The sequence below is a fragment of the Mucilaginibacter sp. KACC 22773 genome, assembly GCF_028736215.1.
GTDB lineage: Bacteria > Bacteroidota > Bacteroidia > Sphingobacteriales > Sphingobacteriaceae > Mucilaginibacter.
This window is the reverse complement of sequence record NZ_CP117883.1, coordinates 130,016-146,934: the sequence shown is the minus strand read 5'-3', so window position 1 is coordinate 146,934 and position 16,919 is coordinate 130,016. Positions and strand designations below refer to the sequence as shown.

15 protein-coding genes are annotated in these 16,919 nt (G+C 47.1%); 7 read left to right on the top strand and 8 right to left on the bottom strand.

The features are described from left to right. Positions 1-7 precede the first annotated feature (7 nt). Entirely contained in the window at positions 8-1,150 is a 1,143-nt protein-coding gene (locus tag PQ469_RS00655) for an FAD-dependent oxidoreductase (RefSeq protein WP_274211261.1), read from the top strand. A gap of 39 nt (positions 1,151-1,189) precedes the next feature. Here the strand turns inward: PQ469_RS00655 and PQ469_RS00650 are convergent, their stop codons facing one another. From PQ469_RS00650 to PQ469_RS00635, 4 genes are all read right to left on the bottom strand, one after another. Next, on the bottom strand, positions 1,190-3,025 hold the full coding sequence (locus tag PQ469_RS00650) for a DNA topoisomerase 3 (protein ID WP_274211260.1): 1,836 nt from the start codon (positions 3,023-3,025) through the stop codon (positions 1,190-1,192). 286 nt (positions 3,026-3,311) lie between these two features. Continuing rightward, the gene (locus PQ469_RS00645) at positions 3,312-3,611 is read right to left on the bottom strand and encodes a hypothetical protein (protein ID WP_274211259.1); all 300 of its coding nucleotides are present in this window, start codon (positions 3,609-3,611) and stop codon (positions 3,312-3,314) included. A gap of 135 nt (positions 3,612-3,746) precedes the next feature. Continuing rightward, positions 3,747-4,463, bottom strand: a complete 717-nt coding sequence (locus PQ469_RS00640) for a pirin family protein (protein ID WP_274211258.1) — start codon at positions 4,461-4,463, stop codon at positions 3,747-3,749. A gap of 181 nt (positions 4,464-4,644) precedes the next feature. Beyond that, entirely contained in the window at positions 4,645-5,217 is a 573-nt protein-coding gene (locus PQ469_RS00635; RefSeq protein WP_274211257.1) for a Crp/Fnr family transcriptional regulator, read from the bottom strand. 307 nt (positions 5,218-5,524) lie between these two features. On the opposite strand from PQ469_RS00635, the gene PQ469_RS00630 reads away from it, so the two are divergent. From PQ469_RS00630 to PQ469_RS00610, 5 genes are read left to right on the top strand one after another with little or no spacing between them, the layout of a single operon-like run. After that, positions 5,525-6,703: a glycoside hydrolase family 172 protein gene (locus PQ469_RS00630; protein WP_274211256.1), complete on the top strand. Its 1,179-nt coding sequence runs from the start codon at positions 5,525-5,527 to the stop codon at positions 6,701-6,703. Further along, positions 6,703-7,563 carry a fumarylacetoacetate hydrolase family protein gene (locus PQ469_RS00625; RefSeq protein WP_274211255.1) on the top strand — a complete coding sequence of 287 codons (861 nt, stop codon included), beginning with the start codon at positions 6,703-6,705 and terminating at the stop codon, positions 7,561-7,563. The genes PQ469_RS00630 and PQ469_RS00625 overlap by 1 nt, the downstream gene beginning before the upstream one ends. A 4-nt stretch (positions 7,564-7,567) precedes the next feature. Continuing rightward, positions 7,568-8,779: a DUF6786 family protein gene (locus PQ469_RS00620; protein WP_274211254.1), complete on the top strand. Its 1,212-nt coding sequence runs from the start codon at positions 7,568-7,570 to the stop codon at positions 8,777-8,779. 37 nt (positions 8,780-8,816) lie between these two features. Beyond that, complete coding sequence (gene fucP / locus PQ469_RS00615) at positions 8,817-10,094, top strand: L-fucose:H+ symporter permease (protein WP_274211253.1); 1,278 nt, start codon at positions 8,817-8,819, stop codon at positions 10,092-10,094. A gap of 33 nt (positions 10,095-10,127) precedes the next feature. Then, positions 10,128-10,916 carry an SDR family oxidoreductase gene (locus tag PQ469_RS00610; protein WP_274211252.1) on the top strand — a complete coding sequence of 263 codons (789 nt, stop codon included), beginning with the start codon at positions 10,128-10,130 and terminating at the stop codon, positions 10,914-10,916. Positions 10,917-11,153: 237 nt separating this feature from the next. Here the strand turns inward: PQ469_RS00610 and PQ469_RS00605 are convergent, their stop codons facing one another. Together PQ469_RS00605 and PQ469_RS00600 are read right to left on the bottom strand one after the other, a co-directional pair. Continuing rightward, positions 11,154-12,164 (bottom strand): LLM class flavin-dependent oxidoreductase, encoded by a 1,011-nt coding sequence (locus tag PQ469_RS00605; protein ID WP_274211251.1) that lies wholly within the window; start codon positions 12,162-12,164, stop codon positions 11,154-11,156. Positions 12,165-12,387: 223 nt separating this feature from the next. Next, positions 12,388-13,881 (bottom strand): hypothetical protein, encoded by a 1,494-nt coding sequence (locus PQ469_RS00600; RefSeq protein ID WP_274211250.1) that lies wholly within the window; start codon positions 13,879-13,881, stop codon positions 12,388-12,390. A gap of 133 nt (positions 13,882-14,014) precedes the next feature. Between PQ469_RS00600 and yiaA the strand changes: the two genes are divergently transcribed. Continuing rightward, a complete protein-coding gene (yiaA, locus tag PQ469_RS00595; RefSeq protein WP_274211249.1) occupies positions 14,015-14,485 on the top strand; it encodes an inner membrane protein YiaA in 471 nt (156 codons plus the stop codon). Between the two features lie 657 nt (positions 14,486-15,142). Here yiaA and epsC read toward each other — a convergent pair. Then, positions 15,143-15,973, bottom strand: a complete 831-nt coding sequence (gene epsC, locus PQ469_RS00590) for a serine O-acetyltransferase EpsC (RefSeq protein ID WP_274211248.1) — start codon at positions 15,971-15,973, stop codon at positions 15,143-15,145. A 127-nt stretch (positions 15,974-16,100) separates the two neighbouring features. Then, complete coding sequence (locus PQ469_RS00585; protein WP_274211247.1) at positions 16,101-16,748, bottom strand: hypothetical protein; 648 nt, start codon at positions 16,746-16,748, stop codon at positions 16,101-16,103. Positions 16,749-16,919 lie beyond the last annotated feature (171 nt).

The window sequence follows — 16,919 nt, the reverse complement described above, 5'->3', positions numbered from 1 at the left end:
TAAAACAATGAATACCATTAAAAGTAAAAAAATAGCCATTATAGGTGCTGGTCCGGGCGGGCTTACACTGGCAAGGTTACTGCAAATGAATGGCACCAACGTAAAAGTTTATGAACGTGATGCCCATGCCAATGCACGCCTCAAAGGTGCAACGCTTGACCTTCATGACGATTCCGGACTTAAGGCTATTCGCGAGGCCGGGCTTATAGATGCCTTTATGGCCAATTACCGTCCCGATGCCGGCAGGATGCGCGTAGCAGATAAAAATGCAAATATCGTACTGGAAGATAACGAAGAAAAAGAGGGCGCGCATTTCCGTCCGGAAATTGATCGTGGCCCATTGCAAAAAATCCTGCTGGAATCATTACAACCCGAAACGGTGATATGGGACAGCCAGTTTTCGGCACTACATCCCCAGGGCGCTGGCTGGCAAATTGACTTTAAAAATGGCAATTCCAATTATGCCGATGTGGTAATTGCTGCGGATGGCGCCAACTCCAAAATCCGCCCTTATATTACGCCCATTAAGCCTTTTTACTCGGGCGTTACGGTGGTAGAGGGGGCTGTTTATAATTCGGCCATAGCCAGCCCGCGCATTCATAAGCTTTTAAATGGCGGCAAGATATTTGCCATGGGCAATGAAAAATCCATCATTGTAAGCTCAAAAGGCGATGGCAGCCTGGTGTTTTATACCGGCTGTAACAAGCCCGAACATTGGGGCCGCGAAAGCGGGATTGATTTTACCAACAAAGCGCAGGTTATTGCCTGGTTTAAACGTGAATTTACAGGCTGGGACAACATTTGGCTGGAACTGTTTGAAAGTGCCGATGCTGCCTTTGTATTGCGCCCTCAATATTGTATGCCGCTTGATCAAACCTGGGATGCACTGCCCAACTTAACTATACTTGGCGATGCAGCCCACCTGATGCCCCCTTATGCAGGCGAAGGCGTAAACATGGCCATGCTGGATGCGCTTGTACTAAGCCAATGCCTTACCGGCGATAATTTTACAGATCTGCCATCAGCAATTGCAGCTTACGAAAACCAAATGCGCGTGCGGGCATCCCAGGTTGCTGCCACCACCATGGAATCAACAGCGGCGCTGCATTCAAAGGATGCTTTAGCTTATTTAATAGACGTGATTAGTTAAACCAATGCTACAATTAAGCAAATTCAGCGCCGAAGGTTATTACACCACAACCGGATCAATCTTCAATGCTTTGCCTTCGCGCAGCAACTCCTGGGTAATCGCGCGGGTATAGGTCTTGATTTCTTCCTGAAAATCGGCAACGGATGCACCGGTACGGATCTCTTCCAGGCGTTTTTCCCAGTTACCTGTCAGTTCGGCCTGGGCTATTTGCTGGTTTTTTACCACCTGGTATACTGCCAGCCCGGTTGGGGTAGGCACCAGGTTCTTTTTTTCACGCAGGATGTAATTACGTTTCAGCAATGTTTCGATAATGGATGCACGGGTAGCCGGGGTGCCCAACCCACTATCCTTCATGGCATAACGCAATTCCTCGTCGTCAATTTCTTTTCCGGCCGTTTCTAAAGCTTTAAGCAGGCTGGCTTCGTTATAAAGAGGCTTGGGCTTGGTTTGTTTCTCTAACAAAGCCTTATCTGTAATAGGCAGCATTTCGCCCTGTTGTACTTTGGGCAGGGTTGGATTTTCCTCGTCCTTTTTTTCCTCGTCGGTATCGTTAAATACGGCGCGCCAGCCGGGTGTTTGTATAACCGTACCGCTGGCCATAAACAACGAGCCCGATTCGATGGTAATCTTGGTAATCTCTTTGATACAATCCTGGTGAAATGCTTCCAGCATGCGGCCGGCAACCATATCGTAAACAGCCTGTTTATCGGGCGTTAGCTGGTAAGGAGGCTCGCCCGTGGTTAGTATGGCATGGTGATCGGTTACCTTTTTGGCGTTTACGCTGCGCTTGCTCAGCTTGGCGCCCGATAACAATGTAGCCTGTTTGCCAAAGTCGGGGTGTTCCTTTAACTTTTCAATCAAATCAGGTACGCCGGCAAATACATCATCACCAATATAACGACTGCCTGTACGCGGATAGGTTACCAGCTTACCCTCGTACAGGTTTTGGAGGATGTTAAGGGTTTGATCGGCCGTGAAGCCTTTGCGCTTGTTGGCTTCCTGCTGCAGGCTGCTCAGGTCGTGCAGTAAGGGTGGTGGTTCTTTTCGGGGTTTGGCCTCTACATTAATAATATGGGCACCCTGCGGAAAGCCCGATGCCACATCCTGTACCTTATCAAAAATAACCTGCGCTTCTTCTTTAGTTTTAAAGTTGCTTACCGAGATGGCTTTAAATGTCTGCCCGTCCTTATCGGGCTGGATGCTTACCTGGTAATACAGCTGGGGCACAAAATTCTTATTATCCAGGTAGCGCGAACAGATCATGGCCAGTGTAGGCGTTTGCACCCTACCTAACGACAGTACGCCTCTATTGCCCGACGACAGGCTTAAGGCCTGCGTGGCATTCATGCCCACCAACCAATCCGACTGCGAGCGGCAATGTGCAGAATTGAACAGCGTATCATAATCGCTGCCCGGTTTCAGGTTGCGGAAACCTTCTTTAATAGCCTCATCCGTTTGTGATGAGATCCAGAGCCTTTTAAAAGGCTTTTTGCATTTAAGATAATAATAAATATAGCGAAATATGAGTTCGCCCTCGCGCCCCGCATCCGTTGCTACAATAATTTCGGTAGCTTCGTCAAACAGGCTTTTGATAATATCCAGCTGTTTTTTCACCGATGGATCATCAATCATCCCATCCTTTGATTTTACCTTACGGATAGAGAGTTTGAATTTGGGCGGCAGCATAGGCAGGTTTTGAACGCTCCAGCCGTAATAGCCGTATTCTTGCGGGGCTGCCAGTTGTAGCAAATGACCAAATGCCCAGGTAAAAGTATAGCCCTTCCCCTCCATATAGCCGTCTTTTTTGGTGGTAGCACCAAATACTTTGGCAATTTCGCGGGCAACGGATGGCTTTTCGGCTATAATAACTTTCATTTTAGTTCATTGGTTCTCTTGTTCATTAGTTTATTGGTGAATAGTTTGATACTCATCGCTTCGATATTCGCGCTACTTACTTTGTTTGCAAACAGCACGATAAAGAGGGCGGCCAACAAATTAATTTAGAACCGGGGAACAAATATATAAACTAAAGGCGCCACAGAAGCAAACTAATTACCAACGGACCGGCGGACCAATCTACGACACAACAAATCGGGCCTCCGCCAGATCAGGCTAATAAACTAACCGCGGGAAAAGACCAATGAACTAATGAACCAGTGAACTATTTAAGCGCCTCGTATATCTCTGCAGCAAGTAAGCCGCTTCCGCCGCCGTAGTGCTGTACTATGCCGATATCGGGGTTACAATCACGAAAGTATTGGCTAAGCCGGGTTTCAGATTCGGGCGGGATGCCGCCGCCAAGGAGCACCAGCGTAAAATCCTTTGCATCAAATGCCCGGATAGCCTCATCGTCGGTTTGGCAGCCGGTGGCATTCCAGGCCGGGTTGTTGTTTACCAGACGCACTACGGTTGCCAATATTTCGGGGTGGCGGCCGATGACTAAAATTTGTATTGTTTCCATTTTGGGGTTCGTGTTGCGGGGTTCGGGTGTGTCTATCTTGGTTCATGTTTCGTCGTCCGGGTGTTGGGATGCAAGCTCAGATTAAAATTTATTTTTCACCCGAACCACGTCCCTCGCAACCCGATCCTCAGAACATCAAAAGCTCATCGGCACTTCCATCAGTAAAAATTCCGCGTTGGTACTTGCGGTGATAGTAAAACCTTCGGCATCCCAAATACCCAATGCATCACGGGTACCAACCGCTTGCCCATCAATCTGCACTTCGCCGCTTAATACAAATGCGTATACGCCGTTGCCGGGTTTGTGGATAGTATACTCGGTACTTACGCCTGCATCAAATTTACCCAGGTTAAACCATGCGTCCTGGTGAATCCATACACCGGCATCTTCCGGATTGGGCGATAGTACTTGTTGTAGTTTATTATGACGGTCATCAAGGTTCAGAGTAAGCTGGTCGTACCGGGGCTCAACGTTGCGTTGGTTGGGATAAATCCAGATTTGCAGGAATTTTACCCGTTTGTTTGGATCCTGGTTATACTCGCTATGGTAAATTCCGGTACCGGCGCTCATAGCCTGGATGTCGCCATTTTTAATAACGGCCACATTATTCATGCTGTCTTCATGCTCCAGGTTGCCTTCCAATGGTATGCTAATGATCTCCATGTTATCATGCGGATGTTTGCCAAAGCCCATCCCGGCGTCCACAGTATCGTCGTTTAAAACGCGCAGTGCGCCAAAGTTCATTCTTTCGGGATTGTAATAACTGCCAAAGCTGAAAGAATGGTAGCTGTTCAGCCAGCCGTGGTTGGCGCGCCCACGTGTTTCGGCTTTATGTAAAATGGTTTGTGCCATGATGTTGTTTCCTCTGTTTGTCGATATAAAGGTACAGCGGATTTGGCAAGGGGGAGTTGATGTAGATTAAGTTTTTCAGGTTCGGGTTGCGTGGTTCGAGGTGCGGGTGGCAGAGCCTGAGAAAAAACGGTTGAAACTGTATCCGCCTTGCCACCAGTACCCCGAACCTCGCAACCGGCAACTACCTTCTGCTCCTCATCCTGCTAAAAAACTCTGGCGTAACGCCAATGTATGATGCTATTTGCTTTTGGGGCAGGGTGTAGATCAGCGTGGGGTAGCGTTTGCAAAAGTTGTTGTAGCGGTCTTCGGCCGTAAGGCTGAGGCCGTCAATAAGGCGTTGCTGACTTGCAACCAGCGAATTCTCTACCAATACCCGGAAAAAGTGCTCAAACTTGGGTATCTGTTTATATAATGCCTCCTGGTTAGTTTTACTCAGCAATAACACCTCGGTATCTTCCAGCGCCTCTACGTTCAGCATGCCGGGTTTCTGGCTTATCAGGCTGTACATATCGGCCATCCACCAATCTACCGGGGCAAAGCTTAGCACATGTTCAATGCCATTTTTATCAACCGTAAACCCGCGCAGGCAGCCCGAAGTAACAAAGGCCGAGTGTTTGCATATATCGCCATCGCTCAACCAAAATTGTTTGCGCTTTATGGTTTGCGGCCGCAGCATACCGGTAAAAATACTCTGTTCATCGGCGGTTAAATGAATGTGTTTGGCAATGTTGTTTAGTATGAGGGTAAATGACATATACAAAGGTAATGAAGCCCCACCTAAATCCTCCCCTAAAGGGGAAGACTTTAAAAGAATGACATGCCAATTAAAAGTCTCCCCCTTCAGGGAGAGATTTAGAGCAGGGCTTCGGCTTCCCCATGCTAATATCCTTGAAGTTTATGCTAATAAAGCGGGTTGTAATAAAAAAAATTATCTTTATGATTGTGACCGGCTTTGGGCTCATTGTGCATAAAGCAAGCGTTACAGCAAATAAATAAGGTATTGCATTTTACCAATTGATGCATTATTGATTTTTTACTAACAGATAACCTATGTTTTTAAGATGAAAAATTATGTTTTATTATTGCTGAGCTGGATGTTTGTTTTACTGGCAATACCGGCCGCGTTTGCCCAAAAAAAGTTTAATGGTTTGGATGTCGGCCTGGGTAACCTGTACCGTACCAGCGATGCCAAAACCCGGTCGATAAGTCCCGAAAATTTTAATGGAGAAAAGGGTAAGGGCGGCATGGCCACTGCCGGTACGGGGGGTAACGCATCGCGCGATTTGGGCCAAACCTGGAAGGTGAGCCCAAGTGTCGTTATTAAAAAGCACACCACCTTTACCATTGCCGAAATTAACGAAAGCGGTGCCATTCAGCACATCTGGATGACACCTACAGGTAACTGGCGCTATAGTATACTTCGTTTTTATTGGGACGATGAAACTACCCCCGCTGTTGAAGTTCCCGTTGGCGACTTTTTTTGCATGGGCTGGGGCAAATATTCGCCGCTGGCCAGTTTAGCGGTAGCAGTAAACCCGGGCAGCGCCTTTAACTGCTACTGGCCAATGCCGTTCCGTAAAAAATGCCGTATCACCATGGAAAACATTGATGATAACGATATGGTGCTCTATTACCAGGTTGATTATACGCTAACGGATATCCCGGATGATGCGGGTTACTTTCATGCGCAGTTTCGCCGTACCAATCCCCTGCCGTATAAAAAAGATTATGTTTTGGTAGATAGTATTGTAGGCAAGGGACAGTATGTGGGCACTTATTTAGCTTATGGCAGTCACAAAAATGGCTGGTGGGGCGAGGGGGAGATTAAGTTTTTTATGGATGGCGATACCAAATTCCCTACCATAAACGGCACCGGTACCGAGGATTATTTCTGCGGGTCATATGACTTTGATACCCGCCATAAGGATGCCAACGGCAAAGAGAAGAACGAAACCGAATACACCGAATTTAACACGCCGTACAGCGGCCTTGCCCAGGTAATTGGCGGCGATGGCCATTATACCGTGGCCCAGCGCTTTGGCCTGTACCGCTGGCACATTGTTGACCCCATCAGGTTTGAAAAAAGCCTGAAAGTAACCATCCAGGCACTGGGCTGGCGACACGATGGGCGGTATATGCCTTTGCAGGATGATATTGCATCTACCGTATTTTGGTACCAAACCGGCCCAACTAACCCATTCCCCAAATTACCCTCGCGCGACGAACTGGAAGTAAACTGATGAAGCTATACAAAATTGCCAAAGGCATCCTCCTGGAGCATGAAGGTGCCGCTTACATTATTGATGACAGCTGGGATAAACTGGTAAACCGCGATAACCTGGCCGCCTACCTGCAATCCGTTATTGACGACACTACACCGTTGACCGCCGGTGTACACCAGGAATTTACCAACAGCCAGGCGCTGCCGCCCATTGGCACGCAGGAGGTTTGGGCGGCCGGTGTAACCTATTTAAAAAGCCGCGACGCCCGGATGGAAGAATCGGAAAGCTCGGGCGGGGCCAGTTTGTACGATAAGGTTTATGATGCCCCCCGGCCCGAACTGTTTTTTAAAGCCACGCACTACCGGGTAAGTGGCCATGGCGGCGAGGTGTACATCCGCAAAGATTCTGAATGGAACGTGCCGGAACCCGAACTGACGCTGTACATCAACAGCAAAGGCAATATCCAGGGCTATACCATTGGCAACGATATGAGTTCGCGCAGTATTGAGGGCGAAAATGCCCTGTACCTGCCGCAAGCCAAAATCTACGAAAAAAGTGCCGCGCTCGGCCCTTGCTTATATGTAAGTGCGGAGCCATTGCCTGCTGATTCGGCCATCAAACTGCTCATCAAAAGGGATGGCGCTGCGGTGTACCAGGATGAAACTACCATATCGCGCATTAAACGCTCCTTTACCGAACTGGCGGGCTATTTATATGCCGAGTGCGATTTTCCGCAGGGCTGTTACCTCATGACGGGTACCTGCCTCGTGCCACCGCCAACATTTACTTTGCAGGTGGGCGACGAGGTTTATATTACTATAGACCACGTCGGTACCATGATCAATACTATTGGTATTAATCCAAAACATAAACAATGATATCATGAAGGGAGGTAAAGTTTTAGTGTTTGTTTTAACAATAGTAGCGCTTACATCGTGCAAGGAGATGATGCCCAAGGCACCCAAAGGCAGCTTTATATTTGACCTTAATTTTTTATTGCATCATGATAGTATCGTTATTTTAAAAACCAACAATGGTTTGGGTATGGTAGCAGTATCTCCCAAATACCAAGCTAAAGTATTTACCTCCACCGCTGATGGTTTTGACGGCAAAAGCTTCGGCTGGATAAAATACGAAACCTTTGATCTTAAACAGCCCGACCCGCACATGAACGCTTTTGGCGGCGAAGACAGGCTTTGGCTCGGCCCCGAGGGCGGCAGGTTCTCGCTGTTCTTTAAACCAGGTACCAAAATGGAATTTGCCAACTGGCACACCCCGGCCGCAGTTGATAACGAAAGCTGGGAATTGGTTTCCTCATCGGATAAAAAGGTATCCATGAGTAAAAGTACCCGGCTGCAAAACTACGCGGGAACTCAGCTGGATATCAAACTCGACAGGGATATCGAGATCATGGAACCCGAAGTGATTAACCGGTTGCTGGGCATCAGCCCTGATTCTGCTATAAAACTGGTTGGCTTCAGCACCATAAACACCATTACCAACACAGGCAGCACAGCCTGGGACGAAACCACCGGCGCGCCCTGCCTATGGAACCTTGATATGTTTACCCCATCGCCCAAAACAGTTATAGTGGTGCCTTACGTAGATAACGCCACCGGTAAGGTTGCCACCACCAATTACTTTGGCGAGATTGCTAACGACCGCATCACCTACAACAAAGGCATCCTGTTGTTTAAAGCCGATGGCAAATCGCGCGGCAAGCTGGGCATCCCGCCAAACCGGGCCAAAAACATGGCCGGAAGCTATGATGGCAGTAACCGGGTGTTAACCATCACGGTTTTTGATATTGACAGCAGCGCCAAATACCTTAACCAGGAGTGGAAAACCGATGTCGCCCCCTTCAGCGGCGATGCCGTAAACGCCTATAACGATGGCCCGCTGGCAGATGGCAAACAGATGGGCCCTTTTTACGAAATTGAAAGTGTATCGCCCGCCGCGTTTTTAAAACCAGGTCAAAAATTAACACACAGGCACAGCGTGTTCCACTTTACCGGGGACGAAAAAGCGCTTAACACCATCGCCCTGAAAACGCTGGGTGTTTCAATAAAAGATATTACATCAGCATTAAAATAAAAGCAACCCAATAAACCAATTATAACAAAAAACAACTATGTCGAAAAATAAAAATACGCTTGCTGTGGTCTTAATAACATCCCTGTTCTTTATCTGGGGCTTTGCGTTAAATCTTAACCCGATACTGATACCGCACTTAAAAAAAGCCTGCCAGCTAAGTGATCTGCAATCATCACTGGTAGATTCCGCGGCGTATTTTGCTTACTTTTTGTTGCCGATACCAGCTGCCCAGTTTATGAAACGTTATGGTTATAAAGGGGGCATCCTGTTTGGTTTAATCCTTTTTTCGGTTGGTGCATTCCTGTTTTTCCCGGCATCAATTGTGCGTAACTACGCGTTTTTCCTGGGGGCGTTGTTCATCATATTTTCGGGTGCTGCCTTTTTAGAAACCGCGGCCAATCCATACATCAGCGTATTAGGAGATCCGGAGAGTGCTACGCAACGTATAAACTTTGCACAAACGTTTAACGGCCTTGCAGCGGTATTGGCATCTTATTTAGGAGGCAAGGCTATACTATCGGGCAAAGTGCTTACGCCCGACCAGGAGAAGGCCATGTCATCACTTCAACTGAATAACTATTTAAATAAAGAGGCTGCATCCGTACAATTGCCCTTCCTGATCATCGCAGTTACAGTGCTTATAGTGGCTATCTTGTTATGGCGTACGCATTTGCCCGAAATTGTTGAAGAAGGCGAAGGCCTGCCACAGCACGAAGACCGCACTTTTTTGGAGCGTATTGCCGACTTATTGAACGAAAAAGGTTTAAGGTTTGGGGTAGTAGCGCAATTTTTTTATGTAGGCGGGCAGGCCTGTGTAGGAAGTTTTCTAATCCGTTTTTCTGAAAGAGTAGCGGGCGTAGATGAGGCAGCGGCCAATAATTACCTTACTATGGCCCTTTTTGCATTTCTGGCAGGCCGGTTTATTGGCACTTTCCTGATGACATTTATCAACCCGGTAAAACTGCTGGCTATTTATGGTATCACCAATGTGGCACTTATTGTGCTTTCGGTGTTTTTACACGGTAAGTTCCCGGTTTACGCGTTAATTGGGGTAGAGTTTTTTATGTCCATCATGTTCCCTACTATATTCTCGTTAAGTATCCGCGGATTGGGGGCCAAAACCAAAGAGGGTTCATCACTGGTGATCATGGCTATAGTAGGCGGTGCTATTTTCCCGCCGATAATGGGCAAATTATCTGATATGACCAATATCCAGATTGCGTACCTGGTACCGGCGGCCTGCTTTTTGTTTGTTTTTTACTTTGCCATGCGCAATTTAAAAGTGAAAGAGGTGAAACTTACCGTATCCCACTAACAATAAAAATTTTACAACGAATACCCATATACCATGAATTTACAACTCACAGATAAAGTAATTATAGTAACAGGCGGCGCAAAAGGCATAGGCGAGGGCATTGTGAAAGTTTTGGCTGCCGAGGGCGCCATCCCGGTTATTATAGGCCGCAGCGAGGCGGATAACCTTAAAGTGGTTCGTGAAATTGAAGCCGCCGGTGGCAGGGCATTCCAGGTTGCCGCCGAACTTACCGATCCTAAGGCTAACCAAAATGCCATTGATGCAACCATAGATAAATATGGTCGTATAGATGGCCTGGTAAATAACGCCGGCGTAAATGATGGTGTAGGCCTGGAAGATGGCAACTACGAAGCCTTCATAGCATCGCTGCATAAAAATGTGGTACACTATTACCTGATGGCCCATTATGCCCTACCCGAACTCATCAAATCCAAAGGTGCTATCGTCAATATCACCTCCAAAACTGCCGACACCGGACAGGGTCATACCTCGGGATACGCCGCGGCAAACGGCGGGCGTAACGCTTTAACCCGCGAATGGGCTGTGGAGCTGTTGAAATATGGCATCCGTGTAAACGCCGTTGTGGTGGCCGAGTGCTGGACCCCACTGTACGAAACCTGGCTAAACAAAATGGCCGACCCGGAAGCCAAACTACAAGAAATTCAATCAAAAATCCCCCTGGGTAACCGTATGACCACCGCCGAAGAACTGGCCAACACCACTGCCTTCCTGCTCTCGCCCGTATCCAGCCACACCACCGGCCAACTGGTATACGTCGACGGCGGGTACACGCATTTGGATAGAGCGCTGGCTAACGCTTAGTGGGGAAGAATCAAGAGTTAAGAATCAAGACTTTTGAACGCCGGCTAATACTCACCCGGCGAGGCTGCGCCCGCCACCCTCTCTTCGGCTTCGCCGGAAAGAGGGGTATAAATGCTCAATATCAATACATTACAGAAAAAAAATAAAAAATAAAATTTCAAGCCCCTCTTTCCACGGAAGTTGAAGAGAGGGTGCCCCAGCGAAGCGTTGGGCGGGTGAGTCTTCGCCGCCGTTCCACTACTCTCCACTCACCACCTCCGCAAACAACCTGTACGATTTCAGCTTCGCTTCATGATCATAAATATGCGATGTTGCCATAATCTCATCCACCCCGTTTTCTGCCACAAAATCGGTTAGCATGGCGGTAATTTTTTGCTTGCTGCCTATGAACGAGTAGGCCAGCATCTGCATCACGGCTTCTTCTTCAAACACGTTCCAGATGTGGGCCATACTTTCAACCGGGGGTTGCAGCAGGCGGCGTTTGCCGGTAACAATGCCCATAAACATTTGCTTTACGCTGGTGGCCAGGTATTCGGCTTCCTCGTCGGTATCGGCGGCTACTACGTTTACGCAGGCCATTACGTAGGGCTGCTGCAATACTGCCGATGGTTTAAAATTATCGCGGTATATTTTAATGGCCTCCTTAAAGTAAGCAGGCGCAAAGTGACTGGCGAAGGCATAGGGCAAACCCTTGGCCGCGGCAAGCCTGGCGCTATCCGTGCTCGAACCTAATATCCATATTGGTATATCCAGCCCCTCGCCTGGGATAGCGCGGACTTTGGCGTCGGCATTATCGGCCGAAAAATATTTTTGCAGCACCTCCACATCCCGGGGGAAGTAAAACGACGCGTTCATATTCTCGCCCCTGATGGCCATAGCGGTTACCTGGTCGGTGCCGGGAGCGCGGCCAAGGCCAAGGTCAATCCGGTTGGGGTAAAGGGTAGCCAGGGTGCCAAACTGCTCGGCCACCACCAGCGGCGAATGATTCGGCAGCATAATGCCGCCCGAACCCACGCGGATGGCCTGCGTATTGCCCGCCACATAACCAATCAATAACGACGTGGCCGAACTGGCCACACTAATCATATTATGATGCTCGGCAAACCAGTAACGGGTATAGCCCAGCTGCTCGGCCTGCCGCGCGTTTTGCAGGCTGTTATGGTAAGTATCGGCAATGGGGTGCCCCTCAACTACAGTAGCCAAATCCAGTACCGAATAAGCCAGCTTATCCAATGTTTTTAAACTCATATCACAAATTTAAACCTAAACCAGGCAGGTATGCGAAACGGCGCGACAGATATGACTTTAGCTAAACAATAGCCTCCTCATGACCACCATGGAAGGGAGACATCCGGGAGCCCCGAAATTGAGATGGGCCTTGCATGATAAATTTTTGCGAAATTCTGGCTGGGCGGGGACGTATACCGCATGGCTACGATTCGACGCACCACGCCCACGGATATTATTGCGCTTAGTTATTATCCTGTACCAGCGTCAGCGCCACTTCGTAAGCTGTTTTTTTCTCCCGCCGTGCTATCAGCCAGGCTATAAAGCTTAAGGTGAAAATGTCGTTATTTTCCGGCTTATCAAGCAGGTTTAAAACCTGGTCGCGATAGGTGGTTTCAAAAACCACATCGGGTTTTTGAAGGTATTTTTCAACCAGCTTCAAAAATAACAGCACCCGCTCCTCCGACGTTTTCAGCAGGTACTTCTTATACCGCCGCCTAAAACTGGTTAGCCGCGACATGGCAACATCGATGTTGGAGAACTGCGCATGCACCAGAATTTCCATCAGGTTTTTGCGGATGGTCCATAACATGCCCATCTTTTTTTCGTACCAGGCATCGGTTCGGGTAAGTAACATGAGTTGCTTTAAGCTTTGCTGGTTGTTGCACAGCGCCAAAAACATGGCCAGGCATATGCGCACATCTTCTATGTCTTCCGGTTTGCTCCTGGCGTTGGTTTTGGCAAGCGATTCCTGCAATATCCCTATGGCATCGTGGGCAAAACCCGTAAAAAACAGGGTAAGGGCACGCAATAACTGGTAACGTAAATAAAACACCGCATAGTAACGGCTATCCGTTTCCATCAGATCCATCATTTCTTTTAACCAGGATACGCTCCTGGCAAAATCCTTTTGCCGCAGGTGAAAGTTGGCCAAAAAGTACAGGATAGAGATATGATAAAACAGGTACGACTGCTTTTTACCCGCCTGGCCCTGCATAAACTGATCCGTGCGTTTAACATAGCGCTCTATCAGCCCATAATTTTGCTGTATCGCCGCGTACTCATTGGCGATGAAAAGGATCTGGTAGATGGATTTATAGGTCATCAGGTCCTGGGCCGAGATTTTGTATTTCCTGATGGTGGTGATCACCAGGCTGGTTAAATTCACTATCTTCCCTTGCAGGTTTATCGCCTGTAGTTCCTGCCGCAAAAAGGCATAGGCCATGTTCAACTTAGCCTCGCGCTGCATGTGCAACTGGTTCTGCATAAAGCGCGCGGTGAGGGCATCCAGGTCTTCGGCCCCCTCCAAATGGGCATATTGCAGTTTCAACAATAAAAGCTCATTTAATAAATTAAACTGCTCCAAATGGCTGGCCAGCTTTTCGGCCTTGTCCAAACATTTAAAGGCTACCTTATGCACATCATTCTCTAACAAAAAACGCCCTACCACCACCAGGCGCAAGGCGTCGTAAGTTTCGGCGTGGCTGCTTTCGAAGGTTTTTTGCGATAAAAACAGCAGCAAATTATCCTGCAGCCTTTTGCGTAAAGCATGGTAAGCATCTTTATTTTTTTCGGGCTTGTATAGTTTATTTATGCCAGCTATATCGTCAGTTTCTATTAAATCAAGTAAGGCCAGGTTTTTTACGTCGTCCCTTTTGTTTTTGCGCTGCAAAAACTGCCGAAATAGTGTTTTATCGGTATTATTGAGCAGATTAACCAGTTCCGATAGTGAGTCCATATCAATGTGTTAATGCTGGTAAATGTACATTAATTAGCAAATTATATCGTCAGTAATTTACATAATATGATTTTTGCAGGCCGGTTTTACATCGCACATTTGCTTCCATATTAACAACCAAAACAACACAAACATGGAACCGCTACAAAACAAAACAGACGAAAATTCAGCCTTTGGAAAATATGGCGACAAGATTAAAAGAAACCCATTAAAACCCACCGCCGCCTTTATAGGGGCCTCGTGGTTTGCCTTATTGGTGGGCGTAATAGGTTACTGCGTAGGCTTATGGAACGCCACTATACAGCTGAACGAAAAAGGCTATTATTTCACCATCCTATTATTTGGTTTATTCGCCGTTATCTCGGTACAAAAAAGCGTAAGGGACAGGTCCGAAGGGTTGGCCGTTACCGACCTGTACTACGGCCTCAGCTGGTTTGCCACCATCGCAGCCATGGTTTTATTAACCATCGGCCTGTGGAATACCGACCTGGCCCGAAGCGAGAAAGGCTTCTACGCCATGGCCTTTTGCCTCAGCATGTTCTCGGCCATTGCCGTACAAAAAAACACCCGCGACGCCAAACTGATAGACGATAAAGAACTGTAACGTAGCGGTTACCACCCCGCAGCGCCCTTGTTTAACAAGGCCTGCGGGGCTTTTAAATGAATTCAATATCGAACGCCGAATATCCAATTTCGAATAACGAACCGAAAATCTCGGTGTTGGACATTCGATATTCAGTGTTCGATATTGTTTTTCACTTTTCCCCCCTTCAAAATCTTGCTACTTGATACTAAAAAGTGCTGAAGGAAAATATTTACGTATTAAAAATCCTGATTCCTGATTCTTGTCTCTTGATTCTTTTCCCGGGCAATACCTGCGGTCCGGGCTATGCGTTCATACGCCTGCAGGCATTACGCGCGGGGCCGGTACCCACTTCTATCCCTATTGCGGAAGAGGGGTTACTAAATCACAAGCGGTCCTTCCGCGTGCAGTCGCACAACACTGCGTCAAAGGGCGAATGGGTTTAATTGCGGGTGTGTGTACCGGTACACCCTGAAACACCCTGGTACGGGGTGGTACACTTTAATGTGTGTGAAATAAATTAATATAAAATATATCAAGAAAAAAGGCAAATTGCTTTGCGGCTTCGCACGAGATAAATTTTATCCCTTTTCCTCAAATTGATTGACACTACCGGTTGAATATACCATCTAACAGGAATTTCTTAAAAAGATTTAAACGCGATTGCCTGCCGGTCAATTATTTTTGCTCGCCAAAAATACGCCGGGTTAATTTTTTCAGGATACGGATGCTTGGCGTATGATACACCCTTGAATTTGGCGGCAGGCTTTTGGTTAGCCACACATTGCCTCCAACAATACTGTTGCTGCCTATCACGGTTTCGCCGCCTAATATAGTAGCGCCGGAGTATATAACCACATTGTCTTCTACCGTGGGGTGGCGTTTGGTAAAAGCCATACTTTTATCAACACTTAAAGCTCCAAGGGTAACCCCCTGGTATAATTTAACGTGAGCGCCGATGGTGCAGCTTTCGCCAATTACAATGCCGGTGCCATGATCAATGTAAAAATAATCGCCTATAACAGCTGCCGGGTGGATATCGATACCGGTTTTAGAATGGGCATATTCGGTGAGGATCCTCGGAATCAAGGGAACATCGCGGGTATATAAGGCATGAGCCAATCTGTAAAGCGAGATGGCAAAAAAACCGGGATAGGTACGTATCACCTCAAATTCGCTGCGCGCAGCTGGGTCGCCGTTAAATATAGCCTGTATATCGGTATTTAAAACCTGGTAAAGCAGGGGCAGGGATTCAAAAAAACCGGCAGCACGTTTTTTGTTGTCACAATCGGCGCATGCACTTGTGGCCTCCATAATATGGTAAAGCTCGGCTTCCAGCAGCACAAATTCAGACTTCAGCTCTTCAACCGTCGAAAAGGTTTTTGCTGTTTGTTCCGGGTATAGCAAATGAATAACGCGCAGCGCCCACCTGGTAATTTCCCTGTTAGACGGCACGTACTCAAGCTTTTGCTGCTTGATGAAAATTTGCCCGTAAAATTCTTCACTCATGTTTTATAATACGTTGTTGAGGGGCAACAATCGTTTTGTACTGCAAGTTTAGGGAAAAGAATGTTGTTTATATGTAAAAATGGCTACTTAATTGATGGATGTAATAATTTTTGTATTTAAAAAAAAGCTAATGGTGCAGCCTGAAAAACACGCCGATGAATAAGTAGCCCGAATTATATTTTAAAGGAGCATAATATTTTGACCGTAACCGGTTGATGCCTGCTCCGTAATTTGAACTATCATAACCCAGCTCCAGCCCAACACTGCCAAATTCGCCGGGGATGGAGAAAGTTATCATGGGCGAATAAGCAAACATATAGCCGGCGTTTGTTGATTTACCCTCCAGCTTTTCGGTATAATCATCACGTGGTTCGCTGTAACGATATACATCGCCGTAGCCAACATTGTAACCCCCTTTTATTGACAGCGCGACAGCAACCTGAAGGTCACTTTCGGGATTGATACAATAGTGTGGTGTTATAGCGATACCTGTATACAGGGTTTTGCCTTCAAAGCGCTTATAATCATCGTCAAAATAAAAATTATAATTCATTACATCGGCAAAACCGGTTACATCAAACCCGGAGTGGCCACCGGCGAAAACTTTTCCGTAACCGATATTAACCCGGAACGAGCCTTTGCTTAAATTACTGTCGGGCAAATTGGCTGTTGGCTGCATAGTGCCAATCCTTAATAGCAAACCACTTGATTGTGCTTGCGCCGTTAGGGTGTAGCATAACAAAAACACCAAAATCAAACCTGCAGGTAGTTTCATATTTTTATTGTGATAGGTAAAAGCAAATGGAGTAAGGTTGTTTGTAATATGACGGCCTTTTAATAGTTTGGTTTAATTAAACTATTCAAATAAAAACAAGTCTTTGCTTTTAGTATTGTTTATACAGTATATTTACATCACCAATCATAAACATCACCAATCTTCACTAAT

Coding starts and splice junctions, on each gene's coding strand:
- PQ469_RS00640 (WP_274211258.1), bottom strand. CDS start 4,463: ATGGCACAAACCATTTTACATAAAGCCGAAACACGTGGGCGCGCCAAC.
- PQ469_RS00625 (WP_274211255.1), top strand. CDS start 6,703: ATGAAGCTATACAAAATTGCCAAAGGCATCCTCCTGGAGCATGAAGGT.
- PQ469_RS00635 (WP_274211257.1), bottom strand. CDS start 5,217: ATGTCATTTACCCTCATACTAAACAACATTGCCAAACACATTCATTTA.
- PQ469_RS00620 (WP_274211254.1), top strand. CDS start 7,568: ATGAAGGGAGGTAAAGTTTTAGTGTTTGTTTTAACAATAGTAGCGCTT.
- PQ469_RS00610 (WP_274211252.1), top strand. CDS start 10,128: ATGAATTTACAACTCACAGATAAAGTAATTATAGTAACAGGCGGCGCA.
- PQ469_RS00650 (WP_274211260.1), bottom strand. CDS start 3,025: ATGAAAGTTATTATAGCCGAAAAGCCATCCGTTGCCCGCGAAATTGCC.
- PQ469_RS00605 (WP_274211251.1), bottom strand. CDS start 12,164: ATGAGTTTAAAAACATTGGATAAGCTGGCTTATTCGGTACTGGATTTG.
- fucP (WP_274211253.1), top strand. CDS start 8,817: ATGTCGAAAAATAAAAATACGCTTGCTGTGGTCTTAATAACATCCCTG.
- PQ469_RS00630 (WP_274211256.1), top strand. CDS start 5,525: ATGAAAAATTATGTTTTATTATTGCTGAGCTGGATGTTTGTTTTACTG.
- epsC (WP_274211248.1), bottom strand. CDS start 15,973: ATGAGTGAAGAATTTTACGGGCAAATTTTCATCAAGCAGCAAAAGCTT.
- yiaA (WP_274211249.1), top strand. CDS start 14,015: ATGGAACCGCTACAAAACAAAACAGACGAAAATTCAGCCTTTGGAAAA.
- PQ469_RS00585 (WP_274211247.1), bottom strand. CDS start 16,748: ATGAAACTACCTGCAGGTTTGATTTTGGTGTTTTTGTTATGCTACACC.
- PQ469_RS00645 (WP_274211259.1), bottom strand. CDS start 3,611: ATGGAAACAATACAAATTTTAGTCATCGGCCGCCACCCCGAAATATTG.
- PQ469_RS00655 (WP_274211261.1), top strand. CDS start 8: ATGAATACCATTAAAAGTAAAAAAATAGCCATTATAGGTGCTGGTCCG.
- PQ469_RS00600 (WP_274211250.1), bottom strand. CDS start 13,881: ATGGACTCACTATCGGAACTGGTTAATCTGCTCAATAATACCGATAAA.